The 17,781-nt window shown below is 64.9% G+C and carries 13 protein-coding genes and 1 tRNA gene; 10 read left to right on the top strand and 4 right to left on the bottom strand.

The window, feature by feature from the left end; genetic code table 11:
* Nucleotides 1–238 precede the first annotated feature (238 nt).
* The 6 genes from tig to GPA27_RS00205 all read left to right on the top strand — a co-directional run bounded on the left by tig (nt 239) and on the right by GPA27_RS00205 (nt 6,586).
* Complete coding sequence (gene tig / locus GPA27_RS00230; protein ID WP_169136599.1) at nt 239–1,546, top strand: trigger factor; 1,308 nt, start codon at nt 239–241, stop codon at nt 1,544–1,546.
* A 19-nt stretch (nt 1,547–1,565) separates the two neighbouring features.
* The gene (clpP, locus tag GPA27_RS00225) at nt 1,566–2,204 is read left to right on the top strand and encodes an ATP-dependent Clp endopeptidase proteolytic subunit ClpP (protein WP_050416518.1); all 639 of its coding nucleotides are present in this window, start codon (nt 1,566–1,568) and stop codon (nt 2,202–2,204) included.
* 17 nt (nt 2,205–2,221) lie between these two features.
* Nucleotides 2,222–3,490, top strand: coding sequence for an ATP-dependent Clp protease ATP-binding subunit ClpX (gene clpX / locus GPA27_RS00220; protein WP_169136597.1), 1,269 nt, complete (start codon nt 2,222–2,224; stop codon nt 3,488–3,490).
* 87 nt (nt 3,491–3,577) lie between these two features.
* Nucleotides 3,578–5,998, top strand: a complete 2,421-nt coding sequence (gene lon, locus GPA27_RS00215; RefSeq protein WP_169136595.1) for an endopeptidase La — start codon at nt 3,578–3,580, stop codon at nt 5,996–5,998.
* Nucleotides 5,999–6,199: 201 nt separating this feature from the next.
* Complete coding sequence (locus tag GPA27_RS00210; protein WP_076601040.1) at nt 6,200–6,472, top strand: HU family DNA-binding protein; 273 nt, start codon at nt 6,200–6,202, stop codon at nt 6,470–6,472.
* A 38-nt stretch (nt 6,473–6,510) separates the two neighbouring features.
* Nucleotides 6,511–6,586: transfer RNA gene (locus tag GPA27_RS00205), tRNA-Val, on the top strand.
* A 157-nt stretch (nt 6,587–6,743) separates the two neighbouring features.
* Here the strand turns inward: GPA27_RS00205 and alkB are convergent.
* Nucleotides 6,744–7,397 (bottom strand): DNA oxidative demethylase AlkB, encoded by a 654-nt coding sequence (gene alkB, locus GPA27_RS00200; protein WP_169136593.1) that lies wholly within the window; start codon nt 7,395–7,397, stop codon nt 6,744–6,746.
* A gap of 77 nt (nt 7,398–7,474) precedes the next feature.
* The gene (locus GPA27_RS00195) at nt 7,475–7,645 is read right to left on the bottom strand and encodes a hypothetical protein (protein ID WP_169136591.1); all 171 of its coding nucleotides are present in this window, start codon (nt 7,643–7,645) and stop codon (nt 7,475–7,477) included.
* A gap of 269 nt (nt 7,646–7,914) precedes the next feature.
* Here GPA27_RS00195 and def point away from each other — a divergent pair, with 269 nt between their 5' ends.
* Entirely contained in the window at nt 7,915–8,454 is a 540-nt protein-coding gene (gene def / locus GPA27_RS00190; protein WP_169136589.1) for a peptide deformylase, read from the top strand.
* 16 nt (nt 8,455–8,470) lie between these two features.
* Here the strand turns inward: def and GPA27_RS00185 are convergent, their stop codons facing one another.
* Nucleotides 8,471–9,118, bottom strand: coding sequence for a TetR/AcrR family transcriptional regulator (locus GPA27_RS00185; RefSeq protein WP_169136587.1), 648 nt, complete (start codon nt 9,116–9,118; stop codon nt 8,471–8,473).
* Between the two features lie 123 nt (nt 9,119–9,241).
* On the opposite strand from GPA27_RS00185, the gene GPA27_RS00180 reads away from it, so the two are divergent.
* Genes GPA27_RS00180 through adeC form a run of 3 tightly spaced genes read left to right on the top strand, consistent with a single transcriptional unit; the run spans nt 9,242 to nt 15,020 of the window.
* Entirely contained in the window at nt 9,242–10,453 is a 1,212-nt protein-coding gene (locus GPA27_RS00180; RefSeq protein WP_169136585.1) for an efflux RND transporter periplasmic adaptor subunit, read from the top strand.
* 11 nt (nt 10,454–10,464) lie between these two features.
* Complete coding sequence (locus GPA27_RS00175; RefSeq protein ID WP_169136583.1) at nt 10,465–13,632, top strand: efflux RND transporter permease subunit; 3,168 nt, start codon at nt 10,465–10,467, stop codon at nt 13,630–13,632.
* Nucleotides 13,632–15,020, top strand: coding sequence for an AdeC/AdeK/OprM family multidrug efflux complex outer membrane factor (adeC, locus tag GPA27_RS00170; protein ID WP_169136581.1), 1,389 nt, complete (start codon nt 13,632–13,634; stop codon nt 15,018–15,020). The genes GPA27_RS00175 and adeC overlap by 1 nt, the downstream gene beginning before the upstream one ends.
* 112 nt (nt 15,021–15,132) lie before the next feature.
* On the opposite strand, the gene GPA27_RS00165 is transcribed toward adeC, so the two are convergent.
* Entirely contained in the window at nt 15,133–17,457 is a 2,325-nt protein-coding gene (locus tag GPA27_RS00165) for an aldehyde ferredoxin oxidoreductase C-terminal domain-containing protein (RefSeq protein WP_169136579.1), read from the bottom strand.
* Between the last annotated feature and the right edge of the window lie 324 nt (nt 17,458–17,781).

The raw sequence follows: 17,781 nt of genomic DNA, 5'->3' as shown, positions 1-17,781 counted from the left end.
CGACACCCGTCAGAGGGCGTGTGCCGGCCCAAGTTCCGTGGTTCTTGTCATTCCATGCGCAAGGTCTCAAGGCTCATTTTGCGGCCGGAAGGACTCTGGAAGGAAGGGGCGTCTGCTGTGCTAGAATCGAAAACCTACTTTTTACGCGCTCCGTTCGTCCGCCATGGTCGGGCTGGCGTCCCCGAAACCCGGCGGGTGCCTTGTGAGCAAACTTTGACTTGTCAGGGATCGTTATTTAATGCAGACCAACCAGGAAACGCTGGGCGCGCTGGAGCGCCGCATCGACATGTCCGTGTCCATGGCAGATATCGACAAGGAGGTCGATTCACGCCTGAAGCGCATGGCGCGTACCGTGAAGATGCCGGGTTTCCGGCCTGGCAAGGTGCCGCTCAAGATTGTCGCCCAGACCTACGAATCGCAGGCACGCTCCGAAGCGATCGGTGCTGCGGTCGAAAAGGCGTTCGGCGAATCCGTGCGCGAACAGAACCTGCGCGTCGCCGGCTATCCCCGCATCGAACCGAAGGAAGCCGCCGCTGAGGGCACGCTGTCGTTCAGCGCCGTGTTCGAAGTCTACCCGCAGGTGGAGTTGGGTGATCTGTCGCAATGCAAGGTCGAGCGCCCGGTGCTGGTCGTCGGCGATGCCGAAGTCGACAAGACCATTGAAGTGCTGCGCAAGCAGCGCACCCGCTTCGAGACCGCCGAGCGCGCCGCCGCCGATGGCGACCGCGTCGTGATCGATTTCGCCGGCCGCAAGGACGGCGAGCTGTTCGAAGGCGGCCAGGCGCAGGACTTCCCCTTCGTGATCGGCGCCGGCTCGATGCTCAAGGACTTCGAGACGGCCGTGACCGGCCTCGCCGCGGGCGAAAGCAAGACTTTCGACATGACCTTCCCCGAGGACTACCATGCCCGTAACCTCGCCGGCCAGACGGTCCAGTTCGAAGTTACCGTGAAGCGCGTCGAAGCGGCGGTCCTGCCGGCGGTCGATGCCGATCTCGCTCGTGCGCTGGGCGTCGCCGACGGCGACGTTTCCAAGCTGCGCGACGAAGTGCGCGCTAACCTCGAGCGTGAGGTGAAGCGCCGCATCCAGGCCAAGATCAAGGAACAGGTCATGGATGCGCTGCTGACCGCCAACCCGATCGAAGTGCCGAAGGCGCTGATCGAAGCGGAGAGCCGCCAGCTGGCCGAGAACGCCAAGCGCGACCTCGAGATGCGTGGCATGAAGACCAAGGACATCCCCGTCGAGGCCGCCTGGTTTACCGAGCAGGCCGTGCGTCGTGTCAAACTGGGCCTGATCATGTCCGAACTCGTGAAGGCGAAGGAACTCTACGCCAAACCGGAGCAGGTTCGTGCGCTGGTCGAGGAGATGGCCCAGAGCTACGAAGATCCGTCGGAACTGGTACGCTGGTATTACGCGCAACCGGAACGTCTCGGGCAGGCTGAGGCCGTCGTGATCGAGGACAACGTGGTCGAATGGGTCAGCGCGCAGGCCCAGACCACCGAGAGCGCAGTGTCGTTTGATGAACTGATGGGTAATAACGCGGCCTGATGCCGCAAAGGTCCAAGGAATGAGCAACATGGCGCCACATTCAGGCAGCAGCTGGGATCCGGTCGGCCTCGGCCTGGTCCCGATGGTGGTTGAACAGAGCGGTCGCGGCGAGCGCGCCTACGACATCTATTCGCGCCTCCTGAAGGAGCGCGTGGTGTTTCTGGTCGGTCCGGTGAATGACGTCACCGCCAACCTGATCGTGGCGCAGTTGCTTTTCCTCGAGTCCGAGAACCCGGACAAGGACATCTTCTTCTACATCAATTCCCCCGGGGGATCGGTGTCGGCGGGGATGGCGATCTACGACACGATGCAGTTCATCAAGCCCGACGTCAGCACGCTGTGCATCGGGCAGGCCGCGAGCATGGGCTCCTTCCTGCTCGCCGCCGGCGCGAAGGGCAAGCGCTTCTGCCTGCCCAACTCGCGCGTCATGATTCATCAGCCGCTGGGCGGTTTCCAGGGGCAGGCGTCCGACATCGAAATCCATGCCCGCGAGATCCTCAACATCCGGGCACGCCTCAACGAAATGCTCGCCAAGCACACCGGGCAGGCAATCGAGCGGATCGAGAAGGACACGGATCGCGACAACTTCATGTCGGCGAAGGATGCAGTGGAATACGGCATCGTCGACAAGGTGCTGACGACCCGCGCCGAAGCCTGAAATACGAGAGGAAGACCATGACGGAAAAAAAGGCGGGCGGCGAAAAGCTGCTGTACTGCTCGTTTTGCGGAAAGAGCCAGCATGAGGTTCGCAAACTCATTGCGGGGCCGTCGGTCTTTATCTGCGACGAGTGCATCGAGCTGTGCAACGACATCATCCGTGACGAGATCGCGCAGTCGGCGGAGACCGAAGGCGGCAGCAACAGCCTGCCCACCCCGGCCGAGATCTGCGAGATCCTCAACCAGTATGTGATCGGCCAGCAGCAGGCCAAGCGCAACCTGGCCGTCGCCGTGTACAACCACTACAAGCGCCTGCGCCACATTTCGGGGCGCAAGGACGACGTCGAGCTGTCGAAGAGCAACATCCTGCTGATCGGGCCCACCGGCTCCGGCAAGACGCTGCTCGCGCAGACCCTCGCGCGCCTCCTCAACGTCCCGTTCGTGATGGCGGATGCAACGACGCTCACCGAAGCCGGCTATGTCGGCGAGGACGTCGAAAACATCATCCAGAAGCTGCTGCAGAAGTGCGACTACGACGTCGACAAGGCGCAGCACGGCATCGTCTATATCGACGAGATCGACAAGATTTCGCGCAAGTCCGACAACCCGTCGATCACGCGCGACGTGTCTGGCGAGGGCGTGCAGCAGGCGCTGCTCAAGCTCATCGAAGGCACTGTGGCGTCGATTCCGCCGCAGGGCGGACGCAAGCACCCGAACCAGGACTTCATCCAGGTCGACACCACCAACATCCTCTTCATCTGCGGTGGCGCTTTCGACGGTCTGGAGAAGGTCATCCGCAACCGCACCGAGAAGATCGGCATCGGCTTCGGTGCGGAGATCAAGAGCCGCGCAGGGCGCAATCAGACCGAATCCTTCCGCCACGTGGAGCCGGAAGACCTCGTGAAGTTCGGTCTGATCCCCGAATTCGTCGGCCGCTTGCCGGTCGTCGCGACCTTGCAGGAACTCGATGAGGCTGCGCTGATCCAGATTCTCGTGGAGCCGAAGAACGCGCTGATCAAGCAATACCAGAAGCTGTTCTCGATGGAAGGCGTGGAGCTCGAGATTCGTCCGGCGGCACTGCACGCCGTGGCGCGCAAGGCGATCCGCCGCAAGACCGGCGCTCGCGGCCTGCGCTCGATTCTCGAGGGCGCGCTGCTGGACATCATGTACGACTTGCCCACCATGAAAGGGGTGGAGAAGGTGGTCGTCGACGAAGGCACCATCGAAGAAGGCGCCCAGCCGCTGTTGATCTATGCGGATCAACAAAAGGTGTCGGGTTCCAACTAAACCCGAAATCGGTTCTAGGCGCCGCTTGATATTTCATGGTCGGGCCCCCATGTGGGCCTGACCAGTCCTTTCGAGGTAATAACAATCATGTCAGGCCCGCTTGACCTCCCCCACGAGCAAATGGAACTGCCGCTGCTGCCGCTGCGCGATGTAGTGGTGTTCCCGCACATGGTGATTCCGCTCTTCGTGGGTCGCCCGAAGTCGATAAAGGCCCTCGAGAACGCCATGGAGGCGGGCAAGGGTATCCTCCTCGTGGCGCAGAAATCCGCCGCCAAGGACGAGCCTTCGGCCGAGGATCTCTACGAGATCGGCTGCATCGCCAACATCCTGCAGATGCTCAAGCTCCCCGACGGCACGATCAAGGTGCTCGTCGAAGGCGTGCAGCGTGCCCGCGTCGACTCGGTCGAAGACCTGCGCAGCGTCTTCGTGGCGAAAGTCACGCCGGTGCCGGTCCCCGAAACCGACAACAACGAACTCGAAGCGATGCGTCGCGCGATCATCGCCCAGTTCGACCAGTACGTTAAGCTGAACAAGAAGATCCCGCCGGAGATCCTCGCGTCGCTGTCCGGGATCGACGATGCCGGTCGGCTTGCGGACACCATTGCCGCCCACCTGCCACTCAAGCTCGAGCAGAAGCAGGAGGTGCTGGAGATGGCGGACACCGGCGATCGCCTGGAGCGCCTGCTGTCGCAACTCGAGACGGAACTCGACATCCTGCAGGTCGAAAAGCGCATCCGTGGCCGCGTCAAGCGCCAGATGGAGAAGAGCCAGCGCGAGTACTACCTGAACGAGCAGGTCAAGGCGATCCAGAAGGAACTTGGGGAAGGCGAGGAAGGTGCCGACCTCGAGGAGATGGACAAGAAGATCAAGGCTGCGGGCATGCCCAAGGAGGCGCTCGTGAAGGCCCAGGCCGAGTTCAAGAAGCTGCGCCTGATGTCGCCGATGTCCGCCGAAGCGACCGTCGTGCGCAACTACATCGACACGCTGATCGGTCTGCCGTGGAAGAAGAAGTCGCGCGTGAGCCGCGATCTCGCCGAGGCGGAGAAAATCCTCGACAAGGATCACTACGGCCTCGAGCGCGTGAAGGAACGCATCCTCGAGTACCTCGCGGTGCAGCAGCGCGTCGACAAGGTCAAGGCGCCGATCCTGTGCCTCGTCGGGCCTCCGGGCGTGGGCAAGACCTCGCTCGGCCAGTCGATCGCGAAGGCGACCAATCGCAAGTTCGTGCGCATGGCCTTGGGTGGCGTGCGCGACGAGGCCGAGATCCGCGGCCACCGCCGCACCTACATCGGTTCGATGCCGGGCAAGATCCTGCAGAACATGAACAAGGTCGGGGTGAAGAACCCGCTGTTCCTGCTCGACGAGGTGGACAAGCTCGGCATGGATTTCCGTGGCGATCCAAGCTCGGCGCTGCTCGAAGTGCTCGACCCGGAGCAGAACCACACCTTCCAGGACCACTACATTGAGGTCGATTTCGACCTGTCGGACGTGATGTTCGTGGCGACGGCGAACACCCTCAACATCCCGGCGGCGCTGCTCGACCGGATGGAGGTGATCCGCCTGTCCGGCTACACGGAAGACGAGAAGGTCAACATCGCGTTGCGCTATCTGCTGCCGAAGCAGATGAAGAACAACGGGCTGAAGCGCGACGAGCTGTCGGTGACCGACGAAGCGTTGCGCGACGTGTGCCGCTACTACACCCGCGAGGCGGGCGTGCGCAGCATGGAGCGCGAGATCTCGAAGATCTGCCGCAAGGTGGTGAAGTCGCTGGTGCTGAAGAAGCGCACCAGCAAGGTCATCGTCAACGCGAAGAATCTCGACAAGTACCTAGGCGTGCGCAAGTACTCCTTCGGCATGGCCGAGAAGGAAAACCAGATCGGCCAGGTAACGGGGCTGGCATGGACCGAGGTCGGCGGCGAGCTCCTCACGGTGGAGGCGGTTGCACTGCCGGGCAAGGGCAAGGTCATGACGACCGGCAAGCTCGGCGAGGTGATGCAGGAGTCGATCCAGGCTGCGCTGTCGGTGGTGCGCAAGCGTTCGCGCTCGCTGGGCATCCAGGAAGACTTCTACCAGAAGAGCGACATCCATATTCACCTGCCGGAAGGCGCGATTCCCAAGGACGGTCCGTCGGCGGGCACCGCGATCTGCTCCGCGCTGGTGTCGGTGCTCTCGGGCATTCCGGTGCGTTGCGACGTTGCGATGACCGGGGAAATCACGCTCCGCGGCGAGGTGTTGCCGATCGGCGGCCTCAAGGAAAAGTTGCTGGCGGCGGTGCGTGGTGGCATCCGCGTGGCGCTCATTCCGGAAGAGAACGTCAAGGATCTGGTGGAGATCCCCGAGAACATCAAGAATGCGATCGAAGTCGTCCCGGTGCGCTGGATCGATCAGGTGCTCGAACACGCGCTCGAACGCATGCCCCAGCCGCTGCCGGACGCCGTGGCGGAGGAAACTCCGCCGGCGGAATCCGCTGAAGGCGGCGCCACGGGCAAGACCGTCCGCGCGCACTGAGCACGAGGGGGCGTTCACCAAGTCCCGCGTCGATACGCGTTGCAGTGATGTAAAACGCTGCAGCGCGTATTGACACCCCGGAATACAGCGCGATATAAAGTCCGTGCTTCTCGCAACGCATTTGGAATCGCCCTGAATGCGGCACCAGCCGAGGGTTTGCGCATTTCGGGTTATCGCTCTCATATCCAAAAGGGGACTTAAGTGAACAAATCCGAACTGATCGACCAAATCGCCTCCGAAGCAGAGTTGTCGAAGGCGGCCGCGGGCAAGGCGCTCGATGCAGCGATTGCGGCGGTCAAGGGCGCGCTTCAGGCGGGCGACTCCGTGACCCTTGTCGGATTCGGCACCTTCCATGTTGGGGCGCGTGCCGCGCGCACCGGCCGCAATCCGCGTACCGGCAAGAACATCAAGATCAAGGCTGCAAAGGTTCCGAAGTTCAGGGCTGGCAAGGCTCTGAAAGATGCTGTAAACTGATCGACTTTGCTGGAACGGGCCTAGCCCCCGTCCAGTACGGGTGCTTAGCTCAGTTGGTAGAGCGTCGCCCTTACAAGGCGAATGTCGGCGGTTCGACCCCGTCAGCACCCACCAGAATCCGCTGTTAAATCAGCAGCATGAAAGCCGGCGCAAGCCGGCTTTCGTGTTTCTGCCTGCTTCGGAGTGATCTTTCCGCCCACCGGAGAGCATGTTCCAGCCGGAGATTCGCCTGCTCGGCCCCGGATGGGCGTGTGCGATGTCGTGCGGATGTTCAGGCCGCTTTGCGGAAGGTCAGGTTGATGCGCTGACGGCCGAGCAGGGGGTGAGTGCCTTCCTTCACGGGCAGGATGCCGTGAAAGCGCAGCCGTGACGGACCGCCCCACACGACCACGTCGCCGTGCATGAGCGCGATGCGGTCGCTGCGATCGCTGCGGCTCAGCCCACCGAATAGAAAAACTGCGGGCAGGCCGAGCGATACCGAGACGATGGGGGCGGTGAGATCACGCTCGTCGCGGTCCTGATGGAGGGACATGCGTGTGCCGGGGTCGTAGCGGTTGATGAGGCAGGCGTCGGGAAGGAATCCGGGATAGCCGGCTGCAGCTGCCGCGTCGGCCGCAAGGTGGGCGAAGGATCCGGGCATCGGCGGCCACGGGGTGCCGCTGAGCGGATCGCAAGCTTCGTAGCGATAGCCGTTGCGGTCGGAGATCCAGCCGAGCGGGCCGCAGTTGGTCATCGCTGCGGACATGTGCTGGCCGCCTGGCGTCAGCATGTGGCGGAACGGCGCGCGGGCGGTGATCTCCGCGATCGCGGCAGCGAGATGTTCGGCGTGCGGACGCGCGAAGCCACGCAGCACTGCGGCGCCCGGTGCGAGTTCTTCGCGGCCGGTCGAGCGCTCGTCGCAGTTTTCGAAGAGAGCCGGCGTCATCCTGCTGATTCGTCCTGAAGCCATGGGTATTGCGGGCGTCCGCGACGGGTTTCGTCGACAGCCGCTGCGCCGGGCTTTCAGTTCACGTCGGCGTTCACCACGGGTGCGCCGCGGCTGCGCAAATCGGTGAACCAGCTTGCGAACACCGCCTCGACGGCGGCTTCTTCGGCCTGTGAATCGTAGCCGCGCGCCGCAGTGTCGTCGAGGTCGATCACTTCGCACTCGTACTCGAGATATTCGATTTCCATTTGTTGCTCCTCGTCCGTTCGCACCAACCGGTTCGGACATGGATGCAGGTTATCGCGCGGCTGCGACCGGTGCTGCGTCGATAAGCGCAGGGAAAACGGGTCAATTCGCCGCGATCGGGTAGTGGGGCCGCAGGCAGCTTGGGGGACCCGATTCCGGGCGTTGGTGCGTCTGCCTTGACGTGACGAGGCTGCGTCGTACCATTGCGCGCGGGGCGCCGGCTGTCCGGCCGGGGCCTGTTACATCGAATCCGTTCGGGAGCGTGCAATCCATGGCAGTCAGAACCATCCTCCGCATGGGCGATCCGCGCCTGTTGCACGCGGCCGAGCCGGTGCGCACGTTCGGCACGCGTGAACTCGACGCACTGGTCGGGGACATGTTCGATACGATGGCCGCGGCCGGCGGCGTCGGGCTGGCTGCTCCGCAGATCGGGGTGAGCCTGCAGGTGGTGATCTTCGGCTTCGAGCACAGCGAGCGCTATCCGGATGCTCCGCCGGTGCCGCGCACGATCCTGGTGAATCCGGTGATCACGCCGCTGGGCGCGGACGAGGAGGAGGGCTGGGAAGGTTGCCTGTCGGTGCCGGGGCTACGCGGTGTGGTGCCGCGTTACCGCCGTATCCGCTACCAGGGCCATGCGCCGGACGGCAGCCGCATCGACCGCAGCGTGGAGGGCTTCCATGCACGAGTGGTGCAGCACGAGTGCGATCATCTGGCCGGCGTGTTGTACCCGATGCGAATGCGCGACCTGAGCCGGTTCGGCTTTACCGAGGTGCTGTTCCCGGATTCCGCGGACGATCCGGGCGCCGAGTGAGGGGCGATCCGCGCATTCAGGGTGTCTGGTCGAGCAGGGCGCGCAGGGAGTGCTGGAACAGGGGAATTACGACGCTGCGGTCGATGCCCGGGTTGCGGATGGTCCGGATCTGCAGGCCTTCGAACATCGACACGAAGACCTCGACCATCGCGGCAAGCGTGGCGTCGTCGTCCTCGTGACCGGCCGCACGGCGCATGTCGCGCATCGTCAGCATGAGGCTTTCACGGCAGACCTTGTCCGCCGAGCGCACGATTTCGGCGACATGCGGGTTGCGCGAGGCTTCGGCGACGATTTCCAGCTTCAGGCCTGCGGTCTGGTGGTCCAGGCACTGGTCGATGCCTTCGGCCACGCGGTCGAGCATCGCTTCGCGCACGTTGCACGCGGACCGGATTTCCGATGTGAGGATCAGGAAACGTTCGAGGTCGCCCGCGACGATCGCCGAGATGATCGCTTCCTTGTTCTCGAAGTAGTGATAGATGTGCCCCGGGCTCATGCCGGCCGCCTTCGAGATCTGTGCAATGCTGGCGCCATGAAATCCATGCTGGCGGAAGCAGTCGACTGCAGCGGCAAGAATCTGGGCGCGGCGCGCGTCAGCGCGTGATCGTTCGGCGGGTCCGGGGCACATCTGGCGGTTCTCGTGGTCGTAATCGGTTTGCAGCAACATTGATCTGTGATCAAGGCTAACATAGAATGAGCGTTCGATCTAGAATGTTCATTCTAGTTCAGGCACAATCAAATTCGTTCAGCGGACCGCGACCGGCGGTCCGCGATGATTTCGAGGCGAAACATGCATAGAACCCCCAGCCTGCGTTACAACGTCCTGACAATGGTCGTCGTTGGCGCATTTCTATCGAGCGCGTGCAGCGGCGACAAGTCGCAACCGGCCGGGCCCGGCGCGGGGCAGGGAGCGCCCGCCGTGACGGTGGTTTCGGTACGCACGGAAGCGGTGCCGCTGACGTCGGAGCTGCCGGGACGGACCGCTCCTTATCTGATCGCGGAGCTGCGGCCGCAGGTGGGCGGGATCGTCAAGCAGCGCCTGTTCACGGAAGGCAGCGAGGTGAAGGCCGGGCAGGTCCTGTACCAGATCGACCCGGCGACCTATCAGGCCGCGTACGACAGCGCGAAGGCGAATCTCGCGCGCGCCGAGGCGAACGTGCATGCGGCGCGGCTGAAGGCGGAGCGCTATGCGCAGCTGGTCGGCATCGAGGCGGTGAGCAGGCAGGCCAACGACGATGCGGCGGCCGAGCTCAAGCAGGTGCAGGCCGAGGTCGCGAGCGCGAAGGCGGCGGTCGACAAGGCGAAGATCGATCTCGAGTTCACCCGCGTGAATTCGCCGATCAGCGGACGCATCGGGCGTTCGACCGTGACGCCGGGCGCGCTGGTGACGGCCAATCAGGCTGCGGCCCTGGCGACGGTGCAGAAGCTCGATCCGATCTATGTGGATGTCACTCAGTCGAGTGCGGAACTGCTGAAGTTGCGGCGCGATCTTGCCGACGGCCGGCTGAAGCGTGTCGGCGGCGACGCGGTTCCGGTCAGCCTGGTGCTGGAGGATGGCTCGCTATATGGCAGCGAGGGCAAGCTGGAGTTCTCGGAAATCACCGTCGATCAGGGTACCGGCAGCGTGACGCTGCGTGCGGTATTCCCGAATCCGAAGGGCGACCTCCTGCCGGGCATGTATGTGCGTGCGCGCCTCTCCCAAGGGGTGAACAGTGACGCGATCCTCGTTCCGCATGCGGCTTTGAGCCGCGATGCACGTGGCAACGCGACGGTGATGGTGGTCAATGGGGAGAGCAAGGTCGAGTCGCGCATCGTCACGACGGGCCAGTCGCAGGGAGATGCCTGGGTGGTGACGCAAGGCTTGTCTGCGGGTGATCGCGTGATCGTCGAGGGCTTGCAGAAAGTGCGTCCGGGTGCGGCGGTGCAGGCCGAGGAAGCCGGTGCGGCGGGTTCGCCCGCAACCGCGGCTGCGGCGGCGCCTGCCGCGGCGGCGGCCAAGTGAGGTAGCGGACGATGGCACGTTTCTTCATCGACCGGCCCATCTTCGCGTGGGTCATCGCGATCGTCATCATGCTGTTCGGCGCGCTGTCGATCATGCGCCTGCCGGTGGCGCAGTATCCGTCGATCGCACCGCCGACCGTGGTCATCAACGCGACCTATCCCGGCGCTTCGGCAAAAACGGTGCAGGACTCCGTCACCCAGGTCATCGAGCAGAAGATGACCGGCCTCGACGGGCTGCTGTACATGAGTTCGTCGTCGGACTCCTTCGGCCGCGCGACGATCACGCTGACCTTCGACGCGGGCACGAACCCCGACATCGCGCAGGTGCAGGTGCAGAACAAGCTGCAGCTCGCGCTGCCGCTGATGCCGCAGGCGGTGCAGCAGCAGGGGGTGCAGGTCGCCAAGTCGACGCGCAACTTCCTGATGGTGCTGGGCTTCGTCTCCGGCGACAACAGCATGGACCGGGCCGACCTCTCGGACTTCCTGGTGTCGAGCGTGCAGGATCCGCTGTCGCGCGTGACCGGCGTCGGCGAAGTGCAGGTGTTTGGCGCGCAGTACGCGATGCGCATTTGGCTCGATCCGGCCAAGCTCAACAATTTCCACCTGACGCCGGGTGACGTGCAGACGGCGATCCGGACGCAGAATGCACAGGTTTCGGCTGGTCAGCTCGGCGGCGTGCCGGCGGTTTCGGGGCAGGGTTTCACGGCGACGATCACGGCCCAGAACCGCCTGGAGTCGGTTGCGCAGTTCGAGAAGATCCTGCTGCGCAGCTCCGCGCAGGGCGGCGAGGTGCGCCTCAAGGATGTCGCGCGCATCGAGATCGGGGCGGAGAACTACGGCATCGTCGGGCGCTTCAACGGCAAGCCGGCGGCGGGTATCGGCGTGAAGCTGGCGGCGGGGGCGAACGCGCTGGAAACCGCGGCCGCGGTGCGCGCGAAGATGGAGCAGATGAAGCCCTACTTCCCAGCCGGCATCGAGGTCGTGGTGCCGTACGACACGACGCCGTTCGTGAAGATCTCGATCCAGGGCGTGGTGCAGACGCTGATCGAGGCGATCGCGCTGGTGTTCCTCGTGATGTACCTGTTCCTGCAGAACTTCCGCGCGACGATCATTCCGACGATCGCGGTGCCGGTGGTGCTGCTCGGAACCTTCGGCGTGATGGCGGCGGCGGGCTTCTCGATCAACACGCTGACGATGTTCGGCCTGGTGCTGGCGATCGGCCTGCTGGTGGACGATGCGATCGTGGTCGTCGAGAACGTCGAGCGGGTGATGACCGAAGAGGGACTCTCGCCCAAGGAGGCGACGAAAAAGTCGATGGGGCAGATCACCGGGGCGCTGGTCGGTATCGGCCTCGTGCTGTCCGCTGTGTTCATCCCGATGGCGTTCTTCGGCGGCTCGACGGGAGTGATCTATCGCCAGTTCTCGATCACGATCGCGGCGGCGATGGGTTTGTCGGTGCTGGTGGCGATCGTGTTCACGCCGGCGCTGTGCGCGACGATGCTCAAGCCGGTGGAAAAGGGCCATGGGCACGGGGAAGGCAGCATCTTCGGGCGCTTCTTCCGCTGGTTCAATGTGATGTTCGCGCGCAATACGCATCGCTACGAGTCGGCGGTTGCCCGCATCCTGCATCGCAGCTTCCGCTACCTCGCGATCTACGTCGCGATCATCGTCGTGCTGGGCCTGCTGTTCGCTCGCATGCCGACGTCCTTTCTGCCGGAGGAAGACCAGGGCGTGATGTTCACGCAGGTCACGCTGCCCGCAGGCGCGACGCAGGAGCGCACGGTCGAGGTGCTGAAGAAGGTCGAGCAGCACTTCCTCGAGACCGAGAAGGATAACGTGCGCTCGATCTTCACGGCGGCGGGTTTCAGCTTCGGCGGCAGCGGCCAGAACATGGGCCTGGGCTTCGTCGGCATGCGTGACTGGGATGAGCGGCGCGCGCCCGGGCGCGACGTGAAGTCGGTGGCGGGGCGGGCGATGGGCGCGTTCTCGCAGATCCGCGAGGCGATGGTCTTCGCCTTCGTTCCGCCGGCAGTGCTGGAACTGGGCACGTCGAACGGCTTCAACGTGATGCTGCAGGACCGTGCGGGCCTCGGTCACGACGTGATGGTCGGGGCGCGCAACCAGTTCCTGGGGCTGGCGGCGCAGGACAAGCGGCTGGTCGCCGTGCGCCCGAACGGCCAGGACGACGTCGCGGAGTACCAGCTCGACATCGACCATGCGAAGGCGGGCGCACTGGGTGTTTCGGTCGCGGACGTCAACGACACGCTGAACACGGCATGGGGCGGTGTCTATGTGAATGACTTCATCGATCGTGGCCGCATCAAGCGGGTGTATCTGCAGGCCGATGCGCCCGCGCGGATGACGCCGGAGGATCTCGGCAAGTGGTACGTGCGCAACAAGCAGGGCGAGATGGTGCCGCTCGCGGCCTTCACGACGGCGCGCTGGGTGTATGGGTCGCCGCGTCTCGAGCGGTACAACGGCCAGCCGTCGATCGAGATCCTCGGCCAGGCGGCGCCCGGGCTGTCCTCGGGTGACGCGATGGCTGCGGTCGAAGAGATCATGGCCAAGCTGCCGACGGGGATCGGCTACGAATGGACCGGCACCTCGTACGAGGAGCGCCGTTCCGGGGCGCAGGCGCCTGCTTTGTACGCGCTGTCGCTGCTGGTGGTGTTCCTGTGTCTGGCGGCGCTGTACGAGAGCTGGTCGGTGCCCTTCGCGGTGATGCTGGTGGTGCCGCTCGGGGTGCTGGGCGCGATCCTGGCGGCGACCGGGCGCGGGCTGTCGAACGACGTGTATTTCCAGGTCGGCCTGCTGGCCACGATCGGGCTGTCGGCGAAGAACGCGATCCTGATCGTGGAGTTCGCGAAGGCGCAGATGGAGAAGGAGGGCAAGGATCTGATCGAGGCGACGCTGGAGGCCGTGCGCATGCGGCTGCGGCCGATCCTGATGACCTCGCTGGCGTTCGGCCTCGGCGTGCTGCCGCTGGCGATCGCCAAGGGCGCGGGCGCGGGCAGCCAGAATGCCATCGGCACCGGCGTGCTCGGCGGCACGATCGCGGCGACCGTGCTGGGCATCTTCTTCATTCCGCTGTTCTACGTCGTGATCAAGCGGATCTTCAAGAGCAAGCTGCAGGACAAGGTGTCCGTATCGGATGCGGCGGCCGTACAGGAGGCAAAGTGATGACCAAAATGCGTACCCTGGTCGTCGCGGTCGCCGCCACGCTGGCGGGAGCCTGCTCGCTGATTCCCGCCTATGACCGTCCGGCCGCGCCGGTGCCGGTCGCGTTCCCGGATGCGCCCGCGACCGCCGCGAGCGCGGCCCCGGTCTGGCGCGACTATTTCGCCGACGCGCGCCTGCGCGAACTCGTCGAACTGGCGCTCGCGAACAATCGCGACCTGCGCATCGCCGCACTCAACATCGAGCGAGCGCGGGCGCAGTACGGCATCCAGCGCGCGGACCTGTTCCCGTCGATTTCAGCCAGCGCCGGCGAGACGGCGCAGCGCCTGCCTGCCGACCTCGGCAGCAACGGCGCGGCGACGACCACGCGGCGCTATAGCGCGACGGTGGGTTTCTCGGCCTATGAGTTGGATTTCTTCGGCCGCATCCGCAGCCTGAACGAACAGGCGCTGGAGCAGTATCTCGGCACCGAGGAAGCGCGGCGCAGCGCGCAGATCAGCCTCGTCGCGGAAGTCGCCGATGCGTGGCTGCGTCTCGCGGCGGATCGCGAGCGGCAGACGCTGGCGAACAACACGCTGGCGACGCGGCAGAAGTCCTTTGATCTGACGAAGCGCAGTTTCGATGTGGGGGCGACCTCGGCGGTGGATCTGCGCCAGGCGCAGACGCTGCTCGAAGGGGCACGCGCCGATGCGGCGCGCTACACGTCGCTCGTCGCGCAGGACCGGAATGCACTGGCGCTGGTGGTCGGTGCGGAGGTTCCGGTCGGGTTGCTGCCGCAAGGCCTGACTGAGTCGATCACGTCGGTGGCGGAGCTGCCGGCGGGCGTGCCGTCCGAGGTGCTCACGCGTCGCCCGGACATCCTGCAGACGGAGCGCCAGCTGCGTGCGGCGAACGCCAGCATCGGCGCGGCGCGCGCGGCCTTCTTCCCGCGCATCACGCTGACCGCCGCGGCGGGCACCGCGAGCAGCACGCTGGACGGCCTGTTCGAGGCGGGATCGGGGACGTGGAGCTTCGCGCCGCAGATTTCGCTGCCGATCTTCGAGGCCGGGCGGCTCTCGGCGAATCTCGAGGCGACGAAGGTGCAGCGGGAGATCGCGGTGGCGCAATACGAGAAGGCGATCCAGTTGGCGTTCCGCGAAGTGGCCGATGCGCTGGCCGAACGCGCGACGCTGACCGAGCAGCTCGACGCGCGGCGCAAGCTGGTGGAGGCGACCGAGGCGAGCTTCAAGCTATCGGAGGCGCGTTACAAGGCGGGCATCGACAGCTACTTCGGCCTGCTGGATGCGCAGCGCAGCCTGTACGCTGCCGAGCTGGACCTGATCGCCGTGCGCCAGTCCGATGCCGCGAACCGCATCGCGCTGTACAAGGCGCTGGGCGGGGGCTGGAACTAGGCAAGCAGCGCGCAAGTCGTCCCGTAAATACAAACGGCGGACGAGGGTATCGTCCGCCGTTTGCATTTCGTGCTGCGCGGATGGGGAGCGGGCTCCCCGCCCATTTTGCTATTCAGCCGCCGGCGATGATCGGTACGAAGGCCACGCGGTCGCCATGGTGCAGGGCGGTCTCGCGCTCGCCCGCCAGGACCATGTGGCCGTTGACCGCGATGTTCCACGAATGGTCGTTGAGCGCCTCGCGGGCTTCGGGCAGGCGGCGGGCCAGGGCGTCGCGCAGTGCGACGACGTTCGCGACCGGTTCGTCGATGACGATCGCCTTTTCCGGCGCGCCGGGCAGCGGGTGCGGCAGTTCGATGCGCACGGCGAAGCCGGTGGTGGCGCCGGCGAGCTGTTCGTGCCAGTCGGCCTTGGGCACGCCCTCGGCGTTGAGACCGGTGACTTCGTAGAAGCGCGCCTTCATCGCCTCGAACTCCTTGCGGTCGACCTTCTCGCCCTTGAACGGGCCGACCTCGATCTGTTCCTCGAACCAGCGCTTCGGCAGGGTGTCGTCCTTGCCGCGCAGGCCGAGGCGGAAGTTGATCAGGCGCTCCAGGCCGGTGATGTTGCGGCCGATCTCGTTCAGCTGCTCGCCGGTGAATTCGTGCGCGGTCGCGGTGGTCAGCTGGGTCGCGAAGTCGCCGCAGTCCGGGGTCGTCGGTGAGTTGAACAGCTTGGTGTTGAAGCGGCACATGCCCACCGAGTCGCCGACGGCGAAGGTGTTCTCGCAGCGGCGCACGGCGAATTCCTTGCCCTCGTAGCGGTTCGGCTCGGCCGCGACGGTGCCGCCGTAAAGCTCGGTCTTGAACGCGGCGTCGTCGTTGATGCGGGCGTTGATCTCGAGCGTGACGCGGTTGCGCAGGTGGTCCATGCCGCGCGTGGCGACCGACAGGCCCAGCGCGAAGGCCTTGAGGATGCGCGCGTCGTGCGGGTCGGACTGGAACAGGCCCTTCACCGCCATGCGGTAGTCCAGGGCTTCGGCCGGATACTTGCCGCGCTCGACGGCGCGTGCGGAGTCGGCGATGGTGTCGCCGAAGCCTTCGCGCTTGGCGGTCATGAACAGCAGCTTCTCGACCGTCTCGTAGTTGCCCCACGACAGGTCCAGTCCGCCGGTGTGGCTCGCGTCGATGATGCCGCGCTGCCACAGCTCCATCGCCCACGAGATCGCGCTGCCGGTCGAGGCCGAGTCGAGGCCGAGGTCGTTGAGGATGTTGTTGAGGCGCAGGATGTGCTCGGGCTCCTTCAGGCCGATCATCGGGCCGAACTTGCCGACGGTGACGTACTCGGGGCCGTCGCCCTTGTCGTACTGGTCGAACTTGCCGTCGTTGTGGATGCCGTTGTAGGTGCGCTGCTTGCCGTGCTCGACGTCGGCCTGCGCCTTGTCATAGCTGGCGTTGCCCTTCAGGCCCTTGAGCGCGGCCGAGCCCCAGCCGCCCTTGCCCTCGGGGGTCATGTCGTTGAGGTTGCGGCAATGCACCGGGCACTTGAAGCAACCGTCCATGCCCGGGCGGTAGGGGTCGAAGTTGTCGGCGTCGAGCGTCGGGTGCCAGTCCGTCTTCTGATTGTTCAGCGTGCCGAGTGCGCCGAGCACGCGCGACGGCTTGTACAGGAAGGGCGTGCCGACCTGCTTGAGGGCGTTCTTGATCACCGAGGTCGAGGTGATCTTCTTGCCGATCACCTTGTTGTGCGCCTTGAGTTCGGCCACCTTGGGCGCTTCGTCCGGCTTGCCGTGCACCATGATGGCCTTCAGGTGCAGCGAACCCATCTTCGCGCCGCCGCCGCCGCGTGCCCAGATCGCCTTGATGCCGCCCATGATGCCGCTGCACAGCGCCAGGTTCTCGCCGGCGGTGGTGATGCGGGCGAGCGCCATGTCCTTGCGTTCGGTGCATGCGAAGTCGCGTTCGATCGCGCCGGGCAGGTCGAGGTTGTCGAGACCGAGGTAGGGCGTCGCGTCGATGAACTGCACTTCTTCATGTGCGATGCGCAGCAGCGTCCATTGCGGCGCCAGGCCGTATAGCACGATGTGATCGTAGCCGTGGCGCTTGACGAAGGACGGGAAGTAGTCACCGCCGTTGGTGTCGAGGATCGCGTCGCTCTCGGGCGAGCGGCTGGTGAAGTTGCCGCGGGTGGCGGCCGGCATGTCGCCGGTGAGGGTGCCGGCGCCGAAGATCAGGGGGACTTCGGGGTCGAGGGCTTCGCGCCCGTCCTGCAGCAGGTTGTAGAGCAGGTACATATTGGCGCCGCGTCCGCCGAGGTAGGTGCGCAGCACCTCGAGCGGCAGGTACTTGCGCTGCGTTTCGCGCTTCTCGAGGTCGACGAACAGCACGGCACCCTGCGTGTCGTATTGCGGCGTGTCGTGCATGCGTGCGCACAGTTGTTCGACCTTGTCCCTGATCCCCATTGTCGTCTCCTGTTGTCCTGATGGTTGGGTGTAGTGTTGCAATAAAACAGTTGGAAGTCAAACAAAAAAGCGGGTGACTTTTTGCAGGGGCGCGGGATGCGCGCGATAGCCGAGGCAGGATCTGCGGCTGCGCGACCGGATTTGCCGCCACTGTCAGGAACGGCGGGGGATGCGGCGCCGGCGACCCGAGAAAATCGTCGCCTGCGGAGTTTTAGTGCACTGCAAGATAATTTGACATCCATCAAAAGCGATGCAGAAAGTGGTTGCCGCGTATTGTTCCGGTCATCGCCCGAGCCTATCGTGCGCAAAAATTCGGTCGCCCTT

Source organism: Aromatoleum toluolicum (assembly GCF_012911005.2).
GTDB lineage: Bacteria > Pseudomonadota > Gammaproteobacteria > Burkholderiales > Rhodocyclaceae > Aromatoleum > Aromatoleum toluolicum.
This window is presented reverse-complemented; position numbering and strand designations above follow the sequence as displayed.